Origin of the sequence: Actinomadura scrupuli (assembly GCF_050971785.1) — a bacterium.
Classification (GTDB): domain Bacteria; phylum Actinomycetota; class Actinomycetes; order Streptosporangiales; family Streptosporangiaceae; genus Actinomadura_E; species Actinomadura_E scrupuli.
The window spans coordinates 1,069,246-1,088,506 of the sequence record NZ_JBPCCU010000001.1 but is presented as its reverse complement, the minus strand read 5'-3'; the positions used below and the strand labels follow the sequence as shown (position 1 = coordinate 1,088,506).

Annotated in this window: 17 protein-coding genes; 10 read left to right on the top strand and 7 right to left on the bottom strand. The window is 71.1% G+C overall.

Annotation, left to right across the window (positions count from 1 at the left end):
• Positions 1-35: 35 nt before the first annotated feature.
• Complete coding sequence (locus tag ACRYCC_RS05020) at positions 36-473, bottom strand: DUF8820 family protein (RefSeq protein WP_433809181.1); 438 nt, start codon at positions 471-473, stop codon at positions 36-38.
• A gap of 10 nt (positions 474-483) precedes the next feature.
• Positions 484-1,560, bottom strand: coding sequence for a DUF6745 domain-containing protein (locus ACRYCC_RS05015; protein WP_433809179.1), 1,077 nt, complete (start codon positions 1,558-1,560; stop codon positions 484-486).
• Positions 1,561-1,717: 157 nt separating this feature from the next.
• Here ACRYCC_RS05015 and ACRYCC_RS05010 point away from each other — a divergent pair, with 157 nt between their 5' ends.
• Complete coding sequence (locus tag ACRYCC_RS05010; protein ID WP_433809177.1) at positions 1,718-2,350, top strand: nucleoside/nucleotide kinase family protein; 633 nt, start codon at positions 1,718-1,720, stop codon at positions 2,348-2,350.
• Positions 2,351-2,424: 74 nt separating this feature from the next.
• The gene (locus tag ACRYCC_RS05005; RefSeq protein WP_433809175.1) at positions 2,425-3,963 is read left to right on the top strand and encodes a protein kinase domain-containing protein; all 1,539 of its coding nucleotides are present in this window, start codon (positions 2,425-2,427) and stop codon (positions 3,961-3,963) included.
• Between the two features lie 69 nt (positions 3,964-4,032).
• Here the strand turns inward: ACRYCC_RS05005 and ACRYCC_RS05000 are convergent, their stop codons facing one another.
• The 4 genes from ACRYCC_RS05000 to ACRYCC_RS04985 form a co-directional block, all read right to left on the bottom strand.
• Entirely contained in the window at positions 4,033-4,443 is a 411-nt protein-coding gene (locus tag ACRYCC_RS05000; RefSeq protein ID WP_433809173.1) for a VOC family protein, read from the bottom strand.
• 154 nt (positions 4,444-4,597) lie between these two features.
• The gene (lysA, locus tag ACRYCC_RS04995) at positions 4,598-5,923 is read right to left on the bottom strand and encodes a diaminopimelate decarboxylase (RefSeq protein WP_433809171.1); all 1,326 of its coding nucleotides are present in this window, start codon (positions 5,921-5,923) and stop codon (positions 4,598-4,600) included.
• A gap of 1 nt (position 5,924) precedes the next feature.
• A complete protein-coding gene (locus tag ACRYCC_RS04990) occupies positions 5,925-6,275 on the bottom strand; it encodes an Lrp/AsnC ligand binding domain-containing protein (RefSeq protein ID WP_433809169.1) in 351 nt (116 codons plus the stop codon).
• On the bottom strand, positions 6,272-6,652 hold the full coding sequence (locus ACRYCC_RS04985; protein ID WP_433809167.1) for an SAV_915 family protein: 381 nt from the start codon (positions 6,650-6,652) through the stop codon (positions 6,272-6,274). Before ACRYCC_RS04985 ends, ACRYCC_RS04990 begins: the two co-directional genes overlap by 4 nt.
• A gap of 500 nt (positions 6,653-7,152) precedes the next feature.
• Here ACRYCC_RS04985 and kdpF point away from each other — a divergent pair, with 500 nt between their 5' ends.
• From kdpF to ACRYCC_RS04950, 7 genes are all read left to right on the top strand, one after another.
• A complete protein-coding gene (kdpF, locus tag ACRYCC_RS04980) occupies positions 7,153-7,242 on the top strand; it encodes a K(+)-transporting ATPase subunit F (protein WP_433809165.1) in 90 nt (29 codons plus the stop codon).
• On the top strand, positions 7,242-8,912 hold the full coding sequence (gene kdpA / locus ACRYCC_RS04975; RefSeq protein WP_433809163.1) for a potassium-transporting ATPase subunit KdpA: 1,671 nt from the start codon (positions 7,242-7,244) through the stop codon (positions 8,910-8,912). The genes kdpF and kdpA overlap by 1 nt, the downstream gene beginning before the upstream one ends.
• Positions 8,913-11,084 carry a potassium-transporting ATPase subunit KdpB gene (gene kdpB / locus ACRYCC_RS04970; protein WP_433809161.1) on the top strand — a complete coding sequence of 724 codons (2,172 nt, stop codon included), beginning with the start codon at positions 8,913-8,915 and terminating at the stop codon, positions 11,082-11,084.
• A gap of 1 nt (position 11,085) precedes the next feature.
• Positions 11,086-11,997: a potassium-transporting ATPase subunit C gene (locus tag ACRYCC_RS04965; protein ID WP_433809159.1), complete on the top strand. Its 912-nt coding sequence runs from the start codon at positions 11,086-11,088 to the stop codon at positions 11,995-11,997.
• A 77-nt stretch (positions 11,998-12,074) separates the two neighbouring features.
• Positions 12,075-14,690, top strand: a complete 2,616-nt coding sequence (locus ACRYCC_RS04960; protein ID WP_433809158.1) for a sensor histidine kinase — start codon at positions 12,075-12,077, stop codon at positions 14,688-14,690.
• Positions 14,687-15,364 (top strand): response regulator, encoded by a 678-nt coding sequence (locus ACRYCC_RS04955; protein WP_433809156.1) that lies wholly within the window; start codon positions 14,687-14,689, stop codon positions 15,362-15,364. Before ACRYCC_RS04960 ends, ACRYCC_RS04955 begins: the two co-directional genes overlap by 4 nt.
• A gap of 102 nt (positions 15,365-15,466) precedes the next feature.
• Positions 15,467-17,485 carry an APC family permease gene (locus ACRYCC_RS04950; protein ID WP_433809154.1) on the top strand — a complete coding sequence of 673 codons (2,019 nt, stop codon included), beginning with the start codon at positions 15,467-15,469 and terminating at the stop codon, positions 17,483-17,485.
• 16 nt (positions 17,486-17,501) lie between these two features.
• On the opposite strand, the gene ACRYCC_RS04945 is transcribed toward ACRYCC_RS04950, so the two are convergent.
• Entirely contained in the window at positions 17,502-18,482 is a 981-nt protein-coding gene (locus ACRYCC_RS04945) for an SDR family NAD(P)-dependent oxidoreductase (RefSeq protein WP_433809152.1), read from the bottom strand.
• A gap of 184 nt (positions 18,483-18,666) precedes the next feature.
• Here ACRYCC_RS04945 and ACRYCC_RS04940 point away from each other — a divergent pair, with 184 nt between their 5' ends.
• Positions 18,667-19,254, top strand: coding sequence for a TetR/AcrR family transcriptional regulator (locus ACRYCC_RS04940; RefSeq protein WP_433809150.1), 588 nt, complete (start codon positions 18,667-18,669; stop codon positions 19,252-19,254).
• The last annotated feature ends 7 nt before the right edge of the window (positions 19,255-19,261 follow it).

Sequence of the window (19,261 nt, the reverse complement as noted above, 5' to 3'; positions counted from 1 at the left end):
CGGACGGACGGACGGCCGGACGAGGGTGCCGGGAATCAGTCGGCCACGAGGCGTGCCCGGTGGCCTTCGTGCTCGCGCTGCCTCCGGATGACGTAGGCACCCGGCGTACAGCCCGAGGCACCGTGCTCGGGATGCAGCAGGTAGGCGGCGGCCGAGGTCTCGAAGATGCCGATCGCCAACCCCTCGGGGTCCGACACGCCGGTCGTCCACCGGCACGTGCCGGGGTCTGCGACGAGGGTGTGCGGGTTGCCCCCGGCCGCGCCGCGCAGCAGCTCGACCCCCTCGGGAGGGACGTCCGTCCAGGCGGCTCCGGGCCAGGCCCGCACGGAGGCGCCGATGACGGAAAGGGGGATGACGATGAGGTCGCCCTGGGCCTGGAGTCCGTCGACGACGGGGATGGTCACCGACTGCTCGAGGTGGTCGAGCACGGCGAGCCCGGTCTGCCGGGAGAGCGAAGCAAGGGTCACGGTCATGGAGTTCACCTCAGGTTCGGCGGACGAGAAGGGAGTACTGCTCGGCGGACAGCCCGTAGGTCCACGCGGCGGCGGCGACGGGATCGTCGAAGAAGCCCGGCACGGTCAGCCCGTACCGGCGGCGGCGCCCGTCGCGTTCGACGGACCCGTTGACGGCGAGGAGCACCCTGGTCCGCTGCCGCAGGTCGTAGAGGTGCAGGTCCGAGCCGGGGTTGCCCGGGTCCCGCGCGGAGGCGACCAGCCGCAGCCCGGCCTGGTCGATGTAGGACGCCCAGCCGAGGTGCTCGATCGCGCACCGCCTGACCTCGACGTTGGCCTCCCGGCTGATCCGCGCGACGCTCGGATCGGCGATCACCCAGCCGGGCACGTGCGTCCCGTGCCAGGCGTACGCGTCCCACCCGTCCGGGTACCGCACCGCGGGGCCGTCCGGCCTGTGCAACCGCACCTCGCCCTCGTCGCCGCACACTTCCGTGTGCACGGCGAGGGGCCGCTCGGAGATGACGCACACGCCCTCACGGGGCCACCACCAGCGGCACGACCGGGCCACTGCCGCCCACAGCTCGAACCGCCGGGTCTGCTCGGCGGTGAAGACCGCACCGGCCACCCGGCGCAGGGCGTCATAGTGGGCGATCCAGGAGACGCACTGCGTCCCGTACCAGCCTCCCGGGTGATATCCGGTGTCGTGCGCCGCCCGCAGCGGCATGGACAGCGAACTGGAGGACCGCGAGAGCGGGCTGCGGACCTTCTGGCGGATCAGCCGGTCCATCGGCTGATGGACCCATCTGACCTGGGCGTCGAGCTCGCGGCACAGTTCCCTCATCAGCGCCGCGAACCGGCGTGGCAACGGCCATTCGGACAGGCGCTCGGCGGTCTCCGAAGGCCGTGGCCGGACACCCGGCGGTACGGTCGCCAGGGCCGCGACCGGTGAGGCGACCCAGTGGAAACGCGGTGGAGCGAGCCCGATCAGGCGGTACAGCCCGGAGATGGCGGCCTGCGCGGCCGGACGGTCGGCGGGCAGCGTCGACGACGCCCGGCCCAGCCATTCTTCGCGAATTTCAGCAGCTTCCCGCTGCACGAGAGCGCTCACCGGATGACGGTGGTCTCGTCCTTTCTCACGATCATGTCCGGCATGGTGACAGACCGGCACGGCGTCTGTCCAGGCGAATGTCCGCCGCCGCGCCGAGGCGAGCTCCCCCGGGAAGGGCGCCACCGACGATCACCGGCGGATGCTGCAGGATGAGGGAATGCGGGCACGACCGATCTCTCCCGAGCTCGTGGTCGAGGAGCTGTGCGACCGGTTGGCGGCGACTCCGCGCGAGGGCCGGCTGCGCGTCGCGGTCGACGGGCCCCCGGCCGCGCTGCCGGAGAAACTCGCCGACGCCCTGGTCGGCCCGATGCGCGCCCGGGGCCGGGAGGTCGTACGGGTGTCGGCGCGCGACTTCCTGCGGCCGGCCTCGCTGCGCTACGAGTTCGGGCGGTACGACCCCGACGTCTACTACGACGACTGGCTGGACGTGGGCGGTCTCGTCCGGGAGGTGCTGGCCCCCCTGGCGCCCGGCGGCACGGGAAGGGTGCTGCCCCGCCTGTGGGACAGCGCCCTCGACCGGTCCGCCCGTGCGCCGTACGTGGTCCTTCCGGTCGGCGGCATCCTGGTGCTGGACGGCGCGCTGCTGCTCGGCCGGGGACTTCCGTTCGACCTGACCGTCCACCTGAGCCTGTCAGCCGGGGCATTGGCCCGCCGCACGGCGGCGGACCAGGCCTGGACGCTGCCCGCGTACGCCCGCTACCACGAGCAGGTCCGGCCGCTGCGGACCGCGGACCTCGTGGTCAGGGTGGACGATCCCCGCCATCCGGCACTGGTCATCGACGCGGAATGACGCGCGACCGGCGGAACGGGCCCGGCGCTTCTATGGTCGAATGGTCCGACATCCGAACGACCACCCGGAACCTCATGAGCGCGTCGTTGCTGTACTGGCTGCTGGGAACGGCGGTCGCCACCGCCCTGGTGTACCGCTCCGTCCACGTCGTCCCGCAGGCCCACGTGGACATCATCGAACGGCTGGGGCGCTACCGCCGGACGCAGGAACGCGGCGTCCACCTCGTCGTACCGCTCCTCGACCGGGTGCGCACGCGGGTCGACCTGCGCGAACAAGTGATCAGTTTTCCGCCGCAACCGGTCATCACCAGCGACAGCCTGGTGCTGTCGATCGATCACGTCGTGTGGTTCCAGGTCACCGATCCGGTGGCCACGACCTACGACGTCGCCAACCACGTCCATGCGATCGAGCAGCTGGCCGTCACGACGCTGCGCCGCACCATCGGGGAGATGGACATCGAGACCGCCCTGGCCTCCCGGGACGCGATCGAATCAGCCATCCGGGCGGAGCTCGACGAGTACTCCTCGAAATGGGGCCTGCGGGTCCACCGATCGCAGCTGAAGTCGATCGAACCGCCCGCGGCCCTGCAGGATGCGATCGAGCAGCAGACCCGTGTCGAGCTGGAGCAGCGGGCCGCCGAAGCCCGCGAGCGGATGGAGCTCAAGGCCGCCACGATCAGGGGGCGGCTCCCGAACCGGCCGCGGCGGGGTGCGGCGGCGACCCCGGTGGACGGTTCGCTACGACCCGGTGATCCTGACCGGCTCGGGCCGTACCGGCTGACCGCCCGGCTGGGGGCGGGCGGGCAGGGGGTGGTCTACCTCGCCAAGGGCGACGACGCGGAACAGGTCGCGATCAAGGTGATCCGCGATGACTGGGTGTCGAACGGGCAGTTCCGGGAGCGGCTCACCCGGGAGGCGGAGTCGGCCCGTAAGGTCGCCGCGTTCTGCATCGCGCGGGTCCTCGACGCCGATCTGTCCGGGGAGTTCCCGTACATCGTGAGCGAGTACGTGGCCGGGCCGTCCCTGCAGGAGGACGTCCGGGCCCGGGGCCCCCGCCCGGCCACCGCGCTGTACCGGCTCGCGGTGTACACGGCCACGGCGCTGATGGCGATCCACGACGCGGGGATCGTGCATCGCGACTTCAAGCCCGGCAACGTGCTGCTCGGCCCGGACGGGCCGCGCGTCATCGACTTCGGAATCGCACGCGCCCTGGAGGGCGGCGACGCCACCATCACGCACGGCCTGATCGGGACCCCCTCCTACATGCCGCCCGAGCAGTTCCGGAGCGAGCCCGTCGGGCCTCCCGCCGACGTGTTCGCCTGGGCGTGCGTGATCGTCTATGCGGCCACGGGCAGGCCTCCGTTCGGCGACGACCGCGTTCCGGCGGTGATGCGCCGCATTCTCGACGATCCCCCCGAGGTCGGCGAGCTCGAACCCCGGCTCCGGGGCCTGATCCTCCAGTGCCTGGAGAAGGACCCCGCGCGTCGCCCGACGGCCCGGGCGATCCTGCTGCGCCTGGTCGGGCGCGACGATCACCGGCCCGGTGGCCTGCAATCGGCCCGGCAACTGATCCAAGCCGCCCGCGACACGCTCGAGGACCCCCCGGCCCGGTAGGCGCGGGGAGCAGCCGCCTCGGCCGCCGCCGTCCAGGACGGGACCAGGGCGGGACCAGCGGTCGGCGGGTCAGGCCTGCTGACCGATGTTGACCATCCAGGAGATGCCGAACCGGTCCACGCACGCGCCGAACTCGTCGCCCCACATCTGCTTCTCCAGGGGGACCGAGACGGTGCCGCTCTCGGACAGCTTCGCCCAGTAGCCGCGCAGCTCCTCGGCGTCGTCCCCGCTCAGGGAGACCGCGATGTTGTCACCGGGGCGGACCTCCATCCCCGGCGGGGGGTCGGAGGCCATGAGGGTGAAACCGCTGTCGGTCTCGAGCATGGCATGCATGATCTTGTCGGCCAGGACGGGGTCCTGCATGCCGGACTCACCGAAGGTGTTCAGCGTCAGGGTGCCGCCCAGGACACTCTGGTAGAACTCCATGGCTTGCCGCGCGTTACCGGCGAAGCTGATGTACGGGTTGAGACGAGAGGCCACGGGATGCTCCGATCGTGCCGAGGGTCAATCGTTGCGGACCGGCCGGGCGCCGGAAACGGATGCTCACGGATGCCGGAGCCGCCCACCACTCGACACCCTATTCAGTGCCGCTCTCCCCCGGGGAGTCCCCGCGCAACCAGGTGCATCACGGGACTCAGCCGACGTCGCGGCGGAGCAGGTCGGCCTCGGTCTCGCGGCGGATCAGCAGCCTGCTGCCGCCGTCGTGCACGGCGACGACCGGGGGCCTGCCGACCAGGTTGTAGTTGGAGGCCATCGAGTGGTGGTAGGCCCCCGTACAGGGGACGGCCAGCAGGTCACCGGGACGCAGATCCGCGGGCAGACGCACATCGTGCACCAGCACGTCGCCCGCCTCGCAGTGCCGCCCGACGACGGTCATGGTCCGGTCCCCGGCGGCGGACCTGCGCCCGACCAGCCGAGCCGTGTAGCGGGCGCCGTACAGGCTGGGCCGTGGGTTGTCGCTCATGCCGCCGTTGACGGTGACGAAGATCCGGCCGGTCGCGCCGTGTTTGACCCCCAGCACCCGGTAGAGGGTGCTGCCGGCACGGGCGCTGATGGCCCGGCCCGGTTCCAGGGTGATGCGCGGCACCGGAAGGCGGTGGGCGGCGCAGGCCGACCGTACGGCGGCCAGCAGCGGGCCGGCCAGGGCGGCCGGGTCCAGCCCTTCGTCTCCGGGCAGGTACGGCACCGCGAAGCCGCCGCCCAGGTCGAGCTGGGACAGCACCACACCGTGCTCGTCGCGGATCGCCGCGAGCAGGTCCACCATCCTGCGGGCGGCCTGCCGGTAGGCCTCGATGCCGGCGATCTGCGAGCCGATGTGGCAGTGCAGGCCGAGGAGGGTGAGCCCGCGCTGGGCGAGCACCCGGCGTACGGCGTCGGCGGCGGCCCCGGAGGCCAGCGAGAAGCCGAACTTCTGGTCCTCGATCCCGGTGGCCATGGCCGTGTGGGTGTGCCCGTCGATACCGGGCGTCACGCGCACCAGCAGCCCCTGGGCGCGCCGCTCCACATGGGTGAGCGCGGCGAGCCGGGTGATCTCCGCGGCGGAGTCGACGACGATCCGGCCGATGCCGTACTCCTGGGCGGCCTTGAGATCGTCGGGCGTCTTGCCGTTGCCGTGCATGAGGATCCGCCCGGCGGGAAAGCCGGTGGAGCGTGCCACCGCGAGTTCACCGGCGGAGCAGACATCGAGCGAGAGTCCTTCCGCGGCGATCCACCGGGCCATGGCCCGGCACAGGAACGCCTTGCCGGCATAGGCGATCTCCGCATCGGGGAACGCCCTGCGGAAGTCCCGGCACCGGCGGCGGACGTCGGCCTGGTCCAGAACCTGGACCGGGGTGCCGTACCGATGCGCGATCTCGCTCAGCCGTACTCCGCCGACCACGAGGTCGCCGTCCTCGGCGGGCCGCGCGGTGGCCGGCCACACCCGGGCGTCCAGGAGTTCCCTGTCCTTGGTCACGAGCATGTCAGTCGCCTCCGTGGTACATCGATGTCCGCGCCGCGACCTCGCGGAGCAGCAGGCAGGTGTCGGTCTCGTCGGCACCGAACAGGCGTATCGCCCGGACCTCCGCCGCGAGTTCGTCAGGGGTCGCGCAGACCAGCCTGACCTCGTAGTCGAAATCGCCGGCGAGCGACCACACGCCGCAGACGGCGGACCGGCACAGCAGCCAGGCTTCGAAGACCTCCGGTACGGTCTCGGCCGCCAGCCGGATGCGGGCGAAGGCCTCGACGGCGCCGGGGCGGCCGCTCGGTGTGGTGACGATGGCCGACGGCAGATCGTCGTCGAGCGTGCCGGGCAGGGCGTAGATGCGCGTCATCGGCTCGTGCCGATCGTCGCGCGGGCGGCGCCCACGGCGGCCGGCGACGGCCGGCCGAGCCCGGTCACCGCAGGTGCGGCCACCGGCGCGGGCCGCGGGACGTTCCTGACCCGCGCGGTCTGGGCCAGGTCGGCCACGATCAGCACCGGGTCGACCTGGATCCGGGCGATCCCCAGCGGGACCAGTAGCCCGCGCAGTGCGTCCTCGGCCAGCCGGATCCAGTCCTGGGCCGGTCGCGCGGCGGCCTGCAGCGCCTCCCGCGAGGTGAAGGCGATCCCGACCCGCGGCCCCTCGGGCAGACGCGCGGTCAGCGGGGTCACCGTTCCCGCGGCCGAGCGGCGTACCGGGACGAAGAGCGGCTCTTCCGCATCCTCCATGATTTTGTGCTCCTGTTCACAAGCGATCTCACCAGCGATCGGACAGGCTCACGCTAAGTACGTTTTGGGGGCTTTTAGCGGTCCGTTACGGGATCAATACGGCGCAGCGCCCATCCCTGACGCGGCCTTGACGCGGTGGCCCGACCTGCGTGGGCGGCCGGTCGGTTCCGGCGCCGACGCCGCTCCCGCGTCCGGAGGGGCCGGGGCGTTAGGAGGTCGTTAAGGCGGGAGCGGCCCGCGATAAGGAACCGTCAAGACCCCACGATCGGCCCCTTATCAGGCGTTTTACTCCTTGACGGTGCCCCCGCTGCGGGGCACGGCGGGTATCGCCAGCCGGTGCGGGCGATGCCGGCGCACCGTGGTGTACGCGGAATGGTCCGCCGGCGGCCCGCCTCGGCGATCTGATCAAGGAAACGAGAAATGGCTGTCCTGGTGTTCATCGTGCTGACGGTGGCGGTCTTCGTCCTGCTCGGCCTGGTTCAGATGGCGGTGGAGAAACTGTGAACGTCGACAACCTCGTCGGCCTCATCCTCTCGGTGCTGCTCGCCGTCTTCCTCGTCGTCGCCCTGCTGTTCCCGGAGAAGTTCTAGTGAGCACCGCGACTGCCGGGATCGTCTTCGCCGGCTCCCTCGTGCTCGCTCTGGCGCTGGTGTACCGGCCGCTGGGCGACTACATGTACCGCGTCTACTCCGGTACGCGGCACTCGCGCGTCGAGCGGGTGCTGTACCGGCTGATCGGCGCCGAGCCCGCGACCGAGCAGACCTGGGGCGCCTACGCCCGTAGCGTGCTGGCGTTCTCGGCCGTCAGCGTGCTGTTCCTTTTCGGGTTCCAGCTACTGCAGAAGTACCTGTGGCTGCACCTGGTCGATCCGGGCACCACGGTGACCCCGGATCTGTCGTGGAACACCGCGATCAGCTTCGTCACCAACACCAACTGGCAGGCGTACTCGGGCGAGTCCACCCAGGGGCACCTGGTGCAGATGGCCGGCCTGGCGGTACAGAACTTCGTGTCCGCCGCCGTCGGCATGGCCGTCGCGATCGCGCTCGTGCGGGGTTTCGCCCGCAGGCACACCAGCGAGCTGGGCAACTTCTGGGTGGACCTGGTCCGCGGCACCCTGCGGATCCTGCTGCCGATCGCGTTCGTCGCGGCGATCGTGCTGATCGCCGGCGGTGCGATCCAGAACTTCCACCTGCACTCCCAGGTCGCCGACACCCTGGGCGGCATCAAGCAAACGATCACCGGCGGGCCCGTCGCCTCGCAGGAGGCGATCAAGGAGCTGGGCACCAACGGCGGCGGGTTCTACAACGTCAACTCCGCGCACCCGTTCGAGAACCCGGCGACCTGGACCAACTGGCTGGAGATCTTCCTGCTGATGGTCATCGCGTTCTCGCTGCCGCGCACCTTCGGGCGGATGGTCGGCAGCAACAAGCAGGGATACGCCATCGTCTCGGTGATGGGGATCCTGGCGATCCTGAGCATCACGTTGACGAACGTGTTCCAGCTTCAGCACCACGGCACGGTGCCGACCGCGATCGGCTCCTCGATGGAGGGCGTCGACCAGCGGTTCGGCGTGGCGGACTCGGCGACGTTCGCGGCCGGTACCACCCTGACCTCGACCGGGGCGGTGAACTCCTTCCACGACTCCTACACCAGCCTCGGCGGCATGATGACGATGTTCAACATGCAGCTGGGTGAGGTCGCGCCGGGCGGTACGGGTTCGGGGCTGTACGGGATGCTCATCCTCGCGGTGATCACGGTGTTCGTGGCCGGGCTCATGGTCGGCCGGACCCCGGAGTACCTCGGCAAGAAGATCACCCCCCGCGAGATCAAGCTCGCCTCCTCCTACTTCCTGATCACCCCCCTGATCGTGCTGGTGGGTACGGCGGTGGCGATGGCGTTGCCGGGCGAGCGGGCGGGGATGCTCAACACCGGCCCGCACGGCCTGTCGGAGGTGCTGTACGCGTTCACCTCGGCGGCCAACAACAACGGGTCCGCGTTCGCCGGGATCACCGTCAACACGCAGTGGTACAACACCGCCCTCGGCCTGGCCATGGTGTTCGGCCGGTTCCTACCCATGATCTTCGTTCTCGCACTGGCCGGTTCGCTGGCCAGGCAGGGCACCACGCCGGGGTCGGCGGGCACCCTGCCCACCCACCGGCCGCAGTTCGTCGGCATGGTCGCCGGCGTGACGGTCATCCTCGTCGCCCTCACGTTCCTGCCCGCGCTCGCGCTCGGGCCGCTGGCAGAAGGAATCCACTAGATGTCCACCCGAACCATGCAAGTCTCGCCCTCGGGTCCGGAGCCGTCGGCTCCGGTGTCCCCGGGCCGGGTCCAGGGCGGGCTGCTCGATCCCGCGATGCTGCTCAGGTCACTGCCGGACGCGCTGCGCAAACTCGACCCGCGCACGCTGTGGCGCAACCCGGTGATGTTCATCGTGGAGATCGGCGCGGTGTGGTCCACCGTGCTGGCGGTCAAGGACCCGTCCTTCTTCTCCTGGGCGATCGTGTGCTGGCTGTGGGCGACCGTCGTGTTCGCCAACCTCGCCGAAGCCGTCGCCGAAGGCCGCGGCAAAGCCCAGGCCGACACCCTCCGCAAGGCCAAGACCGACATGATGGCCCGCCGCCTCACCGGCTGGGCTCCGGGCCGTACGGCCGGTGAGGAGTACCTGCCGGCTCCCCTGCTCCAGCAGGGCGACTTCGTGGCCGTGGAGGCCGGCGAGGTCATCCCCGGTGACGGCGACGTCGTCGAGGGCATCGCGTCGGTCGACGAGTCGGCGATCACCGGCGAGTCCGCTCCCGTCATCAGGGAGTCCGGCGGTGACCGTTCCGCGGTCACCGGCGGCACCAAGGTGCTGTCGGACCGGATCATCGTCAAGATCACCCAGAAGCCCGGCGAGAGCTTCATCGACCGGATGATCGCCCTGGTCGAGGGAGCGAACCGGCAGAAGACCCCGAACGAGATCGCCCTCAACATCCTGCTGGCCGCACTCACGATCATCTTCGTCTTCGCGGTCGCGACCCTCCAGCCACTGGCCATCTTCTCCAAGGCCGGCAACCCGGGCGTCCCGGACACCTCGGCACTCGACAACCATGGTGTGACCGGCATCGTCATGGTCTCGCTGCTGGTGTGCCTGATCCCCACCACCATCGGGGCACTGCTGTCGGCGATCGGCATCGCCGGCATGGACCGACTGGTGCAGCGCAACGTCCTGGCGATGTCCGGCCGGGCCGTCGAGGCCGCCGGAGACGTCAACACGCTGCTGCTGGACAAGACCGGCACGATCACCCTGGGAAACCGGCAGGCCTCGGAGTTCGTCCCGGTCGGCGGTGTCACCGAGGACGAGCTGGCCGACGCCGCCCAGTTGTCCAGCCTGGCCGACGAGACGCCCGAGGGCCGCTCGATCGTGGTCTACGCCAAGCAGTGGTACGGGCTGCGGGAGCGCTCCCCGGGTGAGCTCAGCCATGCCGCCTGGGTGCCGTTCACCGCGCAGACCCGGATGTCGGGCGTCGACCTGGGCGGCTCCGATGCGGGCTCGGGTCACCTGCTGCGCAAGGGCGCGGCCACCGCGGTCGCGGACTGGGTCCGCGAGCAGGGCGGCCTGGTCCCGCCGCAGCTCGGGCAGGTCGTCGACGGGATCTCCGCCTCCGGCGGCACCCCGCTGGTCGTCGGGGAGGTCGCCGCCGGGCAGGCGCGGGTGCTCGGCGTCATCCACCTCAAGGACGTCGTCAAGCACGGCATGCGCGAGCGGTTCGCCGAGATGCGCACCATGGGCATCCGCACCGTCATGATCACCGGCGACAACCCCCTCACCGCCAAGGCCATCGCCGACGAGGCCGGCGTCGACGACTTCCTGGCCGAGGCGACCCCCGAGGACAAGCTCGCCCTCATCAAAAGGGAACAGGAGGGCGGCAAGCTGGTCGCGATGACCGGGGACGGCACCAACGACGCCCCCGCCCTCGCGCAGGCCGACGTCGGCGTCGCGATGAACACCGGGACGTCCGCCGCCAAAGAGGCCGGCAACATGGTCGACCTCGACTCCGACCCCACGAAGCTCATCGAGATCGTGGAGATCGGCAAGCAGTTGCTCATCACCCGCGGGGCGCTGACCACCTTCTCCATCGCCAACGACATCGCCAAGTACTTCGCGATCATCCCCGCGATGTTCGTCGCGCTCTACCCGGGCCTGGACCTGCTCAACGTCATGCGGCTGCACAGCCCGCAGACCGCGATCCTGTCCGCGGTCATCTTCAACGCCCTGATCATCATCGCCCTGATCCCGCTGTCCCTGCGGGGGGTCGCCTACCGGCCCAGCAGCGCCTCCAAGCTGCTCAGCCGCAACCTGCTCGTCTACGGCCTGGGCGGCATCGTCACGCCCTTCATCGGCATCAAGATCATCGACCTCATCATTCAATTCCTTCCGGGGATGTCCTGATATGCGTATTCCAACCTGGATCCGCCAGCACCTGGCCGCGCTCCGGGCGCTGCTCGTGCTCACCGTGGTCACCGGCATCGTCTATCCCCTGGCGGTATGGGGGGTGGCGTTCCTGCCGGGCCTGCACGACAACGCCGAGGGCTCCCTCGTCAGGGCCGGTGGCAAGACGGTCGGCAGCGACCTGATCGGCCAGCTCTACCTCGACGCCGAAGGCAACCCGCTCAAGCAGTACGTCCAGGGCCGCCCCTCGGCCGCCGGCGACGGCTACGACATGACCTCCACCAGCGCGAGCAACCTCGGTCCCGAGTCCATCGTCGACACCCTGCCCGACCCGGCGATCACCAAGGCCGGCAAGGAGGACGAGAACGCCTCACAGAGCCTGCTCACCCAGGTGTGCTCCCGCAGCCACGCCGTCGGGCGGCTGGAAGGCGTGGACGGTGCCCGGCCGTTCTGTACCCCCGGCGGCGTCGGAGCGGTGCTGTCGGTGATCGGCCCTCGCGACGCCCGTGGCGAGGTCGTCCACCCGACCCGGGTGGTCAGCGTCAACGAGGAGTGCCCGGCCACGCCGTTCCTCGCCGCCTACCGCGGGGTGAAGGTCGAGTGCGCCACCTACGGCCAGGACTACTCCACCGGCCAGATCGTCCCGATCCGGGGGAACGCCCCGGCGCACCCCACGGTCCCGGCCGACGCGGTGACCGCGAGCGCCAGCGGCCTCGACCCGCACATCTCCCCCGCGTACGCCCTGCTGCAGGCGGCCCGGGTGGCCAGGGAACGCGGAGTCCCACGCGACCGGATCGTCAAGGCCATCAAGGACAACGAGGACGGACGGACGCTCGGCTTCCTGGGCGAGCCCCGGGTCGACGTCCTGAAGCTGAACATCGAGCTGGACGGGAAATACCCGTTCCGCGGCTGAGCGTCCGCTGACCCGTGGCGTGTCACCGGGGTTCCCGCCCGATGACACGCCACGGCCGCGGCGGAGGGAGGTGTCCGATGAGGGGGAAGCTGCGGATCTACCTCGGCGCCGCACCGGGCGTCGGCAAGACGTTCGCGATGCTCGACGAGGGGCACCGGCGGCTCCAGCGCGGCACCGACGTGGTCGTCGGCTATGTGGAGACCCACGGCCGTCCCCGTACGGCCGCGCTCCTCGAGGGACTGGAGTCGGTGCCGCGCAGGACGGTGACCTACCGCGGTGCGAGCTTCACCGAGATGGACCTCGACGCGGTGATCGCCCGCCGCCCGCGCGTGGCGCTGGTGGACGAGCTGGCCCACACCAACGTGCCCGGCTCGCGCAACGACAAGCGCTGGCAGGACATCGAGGAACTGCTGGACGCGGGGATCGATGTCATCTCCACCGTCAACGTGCAGCACCTGGAATCGGTCAACGACGTCGTCGAGCGGATCACCGGGGTCCCGCAGCGGGAGACCGTGCCGGACGAGGTGGTGCGCAGGGCCGACCAGGTCGAGCTGGCGGACATGGCACCCGAGGCGCTCCGGCGCCGGATGGCGCACGGCAACGTCTACCCACCGGAGAAGGTGGACGCGGCCCTCGGCAACTACTTCCGCGTCGGGAACCTCACCGCGCTGCGCGAGCTCGCGCTGCTCTGGCTGGCCGACAAGGTCGACGACCAGCTGGACCGCTACCGGGCCGACCACGGCATCACCGGGACCTGGGAGGCCAGGGAACGGGTCGTCGTCGCGCTCACCGGCGGGCCGGAGGGCGAGACCCTGATCAGGAGAGCGGCCCGGATCGCCGACCGCTCCAAGGGCACCGACCTGTTCGCCGTCCACATCACCCGCAGCGACGGCCTGACCGGTGCCGGCCCCGCCAACCTGGCCCGGCAGCGCGCCCTGGTCGAAAGCCTGGGAGGCACCTACCACCAGGTGGTCGGCGACGACATCCCCGAGGCGCTGCTGGACTTCGCCCGCGGTGTCAACGCCACCCAGCTCGTGCTGGGTGCGTCCCGGCGCGGCCGGTTCGCCCAGATCCTCTCCCGCGGCGTCGGAGTGAGCACCACCGCGCTGTCCGGCGCGATCGACGTCCACATGGTCAACCACGAGGACGCGCGGCGGGGCCGCCGGGCGGATCGGCTGCCGGCACTGACCCGGCGGCGCCGGGTGGCCGGGCTGGTCCTGGCCCTGGCGGGCATGCCGCTGCTCGCCCTCCTGCTGGCCGGGCTGCGCGGCGAACTCGCCCTGCCCTCGGACATCCTGATGTTCCTGGCCGGTGTGATCGGGGTCGCGCTGGTCGGCGGTCTCTACCCGGCGCTGGCGGCCGCGATCCTCGGGTCGCTGCTGCTCAACTACTACTTCACACCCCCGCTGCACGAGTTCACGATCGCCGAGCGGGAGAACGTGCTGGCCCTGGTGGTCTTCCTGGCCGTGGCGGCGGCGGTCAGCGCCGTGGTGGATCTGGCCGCCCGGCGTACCCGCCAGGCCGCGCGGGCCGGCGCGCAGGCGGCCGTGCTGGCCACCCTGTCGGGCAGCGTGCTCCGCGGGGAGCACACGGTGGAGGCGATCCTGGAACGGCTGCGGGAGACCTACGGGATGAGCGTGGTGACGTTGCTGGAGCGCCCGCCCGGCATCCCGGTGACCCCGGGCCGCCAGCGTGACCCGCAACGCTGGCGGGTCGCGGCCACCATGGGAGGCCGTCCCTGCACCAGCCCGGACGACGGCGACGCCGAGATCCCGATCGACGACGACCTCGTCCTCGTGCTCTGCGGGCGTACCCCCTCCGCGGCGGACCAGCAGGTGCTGGAGGCGTACGCCGCCCAGGCCGCGGTGGCGCTGCGCCAGCAGCGGCTGGAGGAGCAGGCCGGTCGGATCCGCCCGCTCGCCGAGGCCGACCGGATGCGTACGGCACTGCTCAGCGCGGTCAGCCACGACCTGCGTACCCCGCTGGCCTCGGCCAAGGTGGCGGTCGAGAGCATGCGCAGCCCGGACGTGCACTGGAGCGAGGAGGACCTGCGCGAGCTGCTGGACACCGCGGCGGAGTCGCTCGACAGACTGGACCGGCTCGTGTCCAACCTGCTCGACATGAGCCGGCTGCAGGCCGGAGCCCTCGGCATGTCCCGCCGGCCGCTGGCCGTGGAGGACGTCGTCCCGCGCGCCCTGGACTACCTCGGTGCGGAGGCCGGAGGCGTCCGGGTCCAGATCTCCGAGGCCGTCCCCGAGGTGCTGGCCGATCCTGGGCTGCTGGAACGCGTGCTGGTCAACCTGGTCTCCAACGCGCTCCGCCACACCCCCGCCGGTCAGGACGTCCTGGTGAGCGCCAGCGCGCTCGGCGACATGGCGGAGATCCGGGTCGTCGACCGGGGACCGGGCATTCCCGTCGCCGAGCGCGATCGGGTCTTCCGGCCCTTCCAGCGGCTCGGAGACCGCGACAACTCCACCGGTGTCGGGCTGGGACTCGCCCTGTCGCGCGGCCTGGCGGAGGCGATGGGCGGCGCCATCGTGCCCGAGGAGACACCCGGCGGCGGCGTCACGATGATCCTCAGCCTGCCCGTCGCAGCCCGCCCGCCGGAGGACAGGGCCGTCGTGGCCGGGGAGCGGGGCGCCGAATGTCCGGAGCCGGCCGAGGTACGAGCAGAACGGGGGCATGGACCATGACACGCATCCTGGTGGTGGACGACGAGCCGCAGATCCTGCGGACGCTCAGCCTCAACCTGCGGGCGCGGAGCTACGAGGTACGGACCGTGCCCGAGGGACGGCAGGCGCTGGGGCAGGCGGCCGGCTGGCATCCCGATCTGATCATCCTCGATCTCGGCCTCCCCGACCTGGACGGAGTGGAGGTGATCGAGGGTCTGCGGGGCTGGACCCAGGTGCCGATCATCGTGCTGTCCGGCCGGGTCGGCAGTCGGGAGAAGGTGGAGGCCCTGGACGCCGGAGCCGACGACTACATGATCAAACCGTTCGGCATCGAGGAACTGCTGGCCAGGATCCGGGCCGTCACCCGGCGCGGCACCAGCGCCGATCCCTCGCCGATCGTCCCGGTCGGGCCGTACCAGGTGGATCTGGCGCGCAAGACCGTCACGGCCGAGGAGCAGAGCGCGCCGCACCTGACACCGACCGAATGGGGCATCCTCGCCCTTCTCCTGCGCAACCCCGGCAAGCTCATCTCGCAGCGCGAGCTGCTCGCCGAGGTGTGGGGCCCCGGCCATGTCAGGGAGACCCACTACCTGCGGGTCTACCTCGGCTCGCTGCGCCGCAAGCTCGAAGCCGACCCGTCCCGGCCCCGCCACCTCATCACCGAGCCCGGCATGGGCTACCGCTTCGAGCCGTGACGTCGCCAGAGCCCGTTAAGGAGTCGTTAAGATCGCCACGCTGCGCGTCAGAGCGGCGTTAGGGAGACCGGACCCGTGGCTTTCGGGCGGTTCTCTATAAGTGTGAGCAATCTTGTCCTCAACGTTCCCAAGCGGTTCCTGGTGGGGCGTCCGCTGCGCAACGAGCAAATGGGCGAGACGCTGCTGCCCAAGAAGCTGGCACTGCCGGTCTTCTGCAGCGACCCGCTGTCATCGGTGGCGTACGCGACCGAGGAGATCCTGCTCATGCTCAGCCTGGGCGGGCTGGCGCTGCTCCATCTCACCTGGTGGGTGGCGGCGGCGGTCATCGTGCTGCTGCTGGTCGTGGTGGCGTCCTACCGGCAGACCTGCCACGCCTACCCCAACGGCGGTGGCGCCTACACCGTCAGCCGGGAGAACCTCGGCGTCAACGCCTCGCTGATCGCCGCGAGCGCGCTGCTCATCGACTACGTGCTCACCGTGGCCGTCTCGGTGGTGGCCGGGGTCGCCAACGTGGTCTCGGCGTTCCCGGCCCTCGCCCCCCAGGCCGTGACGATCTCCATCGGGCTGGTCGTGCTGCTCGCGGTCGTGAACCTGCGGGGGGTCAAGGAGTCCGGCACCGCCTTCGCCATCCCCACCTACGGCTTCGTGGCCAGCGTGCTGCTGATGATCGGGGTCGGGTTGTGGCGGTCCCTCTCCGGGCACGTCCCGGTGGCCGAATCCGCGCACTACGGCATCCACGCCACGCAGAGCGCGAGCGGGCTGCTGCTGGTCGCCCTGGTGCTGCGCGCCTTCGCACAGGGGTGCACGGCGCTGACCGGCGTCGAGGCGGTCAGCAACGGGGTGCCCAACTTCAAGCGGCCCAAGAGCCGCAACGCCGCCGCCACCTTGCTGATCATGGGTGTGCTGGCCGTCACGATGTTCGCCGGCCTCACCGCGCTGGCCCTGGCCGCTCACGTGCACGTCACCCCCCATCCGGCCGAGCTGACCGGCACCCCCGCCGGGTACGTGCCCAGGACAGTGATCGCCCAGGTCTCGGCAGCGGTCTTCGGGGGCTCCTCCACACCGTTGTTCTTCCTGGTCCAGGCGTTCACTGCCGCGATCCTGGTGCTGGCGGCCAACACCGCCTTCAACGGCTTCCCGATCCTCGCCTCGATCCTCGGCGAGGACGGCTTCCTGCCCCGGCAGTTCTCCCGCCGCGGTGACCGGCTGGTCTTCAGCAACGGCATCGTCATCCTGACCCTGCTGGCCGCGCTGCTGATCTGGGCGTTCGACGCCAGCACCACCCGGCTGATCCAGCTCTACATCCTGGGGGTCTTCGTGTCCTTCACGCTCAGCCAGGCGGGCATGGTCCGGCACTGGAACCGGCTGCTGCCCGGCACCGCGGGCTCGGACCGCCGGGCCATGCACCGGTCCCGGGCGATCAACGGCTTCGGCGCCCTGCTGACCGCACTGGTCCTGGTCGTCGTGCTGATCACCAAGTTCACCCACGGCGCCTACATCGTCTGCATCGCCCTGCCGATCATCTTCCTGATGATGAAGTCGATCCGCAGGCACTACGACCGGGTGGCCGCCGAGCTGCAGCCGGGCGACGACCCCGTCGCCCTGCCCAGCCGTATCCACGGGGTGGTCCTGGTCTCCAAACTGCACACCCCGGCCCTGCGGGCGCTGGCCTTCGCCCGCGCCACCCACCCCAGCACCCTGACCGCGCTCACCGTACGCGGGTCGGCCGCCGAGACCGAGGCCATGCAGCGCGAGTGGGAGGAGCGGGACATCCCGGTGCCGCTGACCATCCTCGACTCGCCCTACCGGGACATCACCGGCCCGATCCTGGACTACGTCGGCCGGATCCGGCGAAGCAGCCCACGCGACGTGGTGTGCGTGTTCATCCCCGAGTACGTCGTCGGCCACTGGTGGGAGCACCTCCTGCACAACCAGAGCGCTCTCCGGCTCAAGGCCCGGCTGCTGTTCCGGCCCGGCATCATGGTCACCAGCGTCCCCTGGCAGCTCGGCTCCGCCCTCGGCAAGGACGCCGCGACCGGCGGGCACCCCGAGGACGCCCTCACCCGCCAGGAGGCCGGCACCCTGGCGGCACGGCACCGCGTCCGCTCCGGGACGGGCTAGCCGTACCGCCCGGGGCTCAGGTCGACGCGCCCTCAGCGGCGAGTTCTCCTCCGGCACGGGCGAGCATGTCGATCGAGACCTGCCACAGCCGGGCGGCCTTCCCGGGGTCGAGCGCGTACGGGGCGACACCGCGGCGGATGCCGGGCCGGACCGGGCCGGCCTCCTCGCAGTCCTCGAAGTAGCGCCCGGAGACACCCTCGACCAGGGGCGAGGCCGCCAGCAGCACCGAGGTGGCCGCGCCCTGCTCCACCGTCTTCCAGGACACCCCCGTGCTCTCCGGCTCGAACGAGGCCGGGGAGTTGGAGATGTCGCCGATGTGGCGCGACAGGTTGGTGGCGGTGATGCGGCCCGGGTTCAGCGCGTTCACGGCGATCCGCTCGGGAGCCCAGCGCCTGCCGGCCTCGACCGCGAACAGGATGTTGGCCGTCTTGGACTGGCTGTAGGCCTGCCATGGGTCGTACGGGTGCTGCTCGAAGTTGATGTCGTCGAACAGCACCTCGCCGTTGAGATGCCCCACCGAGCTCACGACGACCACGCGCGCGTCCCCGGCCGCCGCGAGCGCGTCGTGCAGGCCGGTGGTCAGGGCGAAGTGACCGAGATGGTTGGTGGCGAACTGCATCTCCCAGCCCTGCGGGGTCCGCATCTCGGGCGAGGCCATGACGCCGGCGTTGTCGACCAGGATGTGCAGCGGCCCCTCCCAGGCGGCGGCGAACGCCCCGACCGACGCCTGGTCGGCCAGGTCGAGCGGTGCGACCAGCACGTTGGTGTTCCCGGTGGTGGCGACGATGTCGCCGGCGGTGCGCCGACCGGCTTCCAGGTCGCGCACGGCCAAGGTCACCTCGGCGTTCGCGCCGGCGAGCGCGCGGGCGGTCTCGACGCCGATACCGGAGGCCCCGCCGGTGACGATGGCGCGCCTGCCGCTGAGGTCGACGCCCGCGAGGACCTCGGCGGCGGTGGACTGCGCGCCGAACGGAGTGGTGATGCGGTCGCTGTTCATGTTGCTGCCCTTCTGCCGGCCCGCCGATGCCGTGTCCGCGACCCGGGGATCTCCGGGTGGGTGCGCATCGGAAGGCGACCCCGTAAACTCGTAAGTGGAGCCGCGTCCACTTAATCGCAGCATAAGCGGACCCGGCTCCGCATAGCAACCCGGTACCCCCGCCCGCCCAGAGCCAGGAGCGAACGTGCCATCCGAGAGAGCCCGGCCACTGCGTGCCGACGCGCGCCAGAACCAGGACCGCCTGCTGGAGGCGGCAGCACGGGCGTTCGCCCGGGACGGGTCCGAGGCGGCGCTCAAAGCGATCGCCAAGGACGCCGGTGTCGGGATCGGGACGCTCTACCGGCGCTTCCCCACGCGTGAACGGCTGGTGGAGGCGACGTACAGGAACGAGACCGCCCGGCTCTGCGCAGCGGCTCCCGGGCTCCTCGAGACCGCGCCCGCGACGGAGGCACTGCGCACCTGGATGGACCTCTTCGTCGACTACATGGCGACCAAGCACGGAATGGCGGACGCCCTCCACGCGGTCCTCGTCACTGAGGGCGACCTGCGCATGCGTACCCGGGATCTGCTCACCGAGGCACTGACGGCACTCATGGCCGCGGGGGTCGCGGACGGCACGATCCGCCCGGACCTCGCCCCGGACGACGTGCTCATGGCCCTGGGCGGCGTGACGCTCATCGCGGGCGAACCAGACCAACGTGACCTCGCCGGCCGCCTTCTCGACCTCCTCATGAACGGCATCGAACGCCACGACGGCCCCGCCCCGCGATGACCTCCCT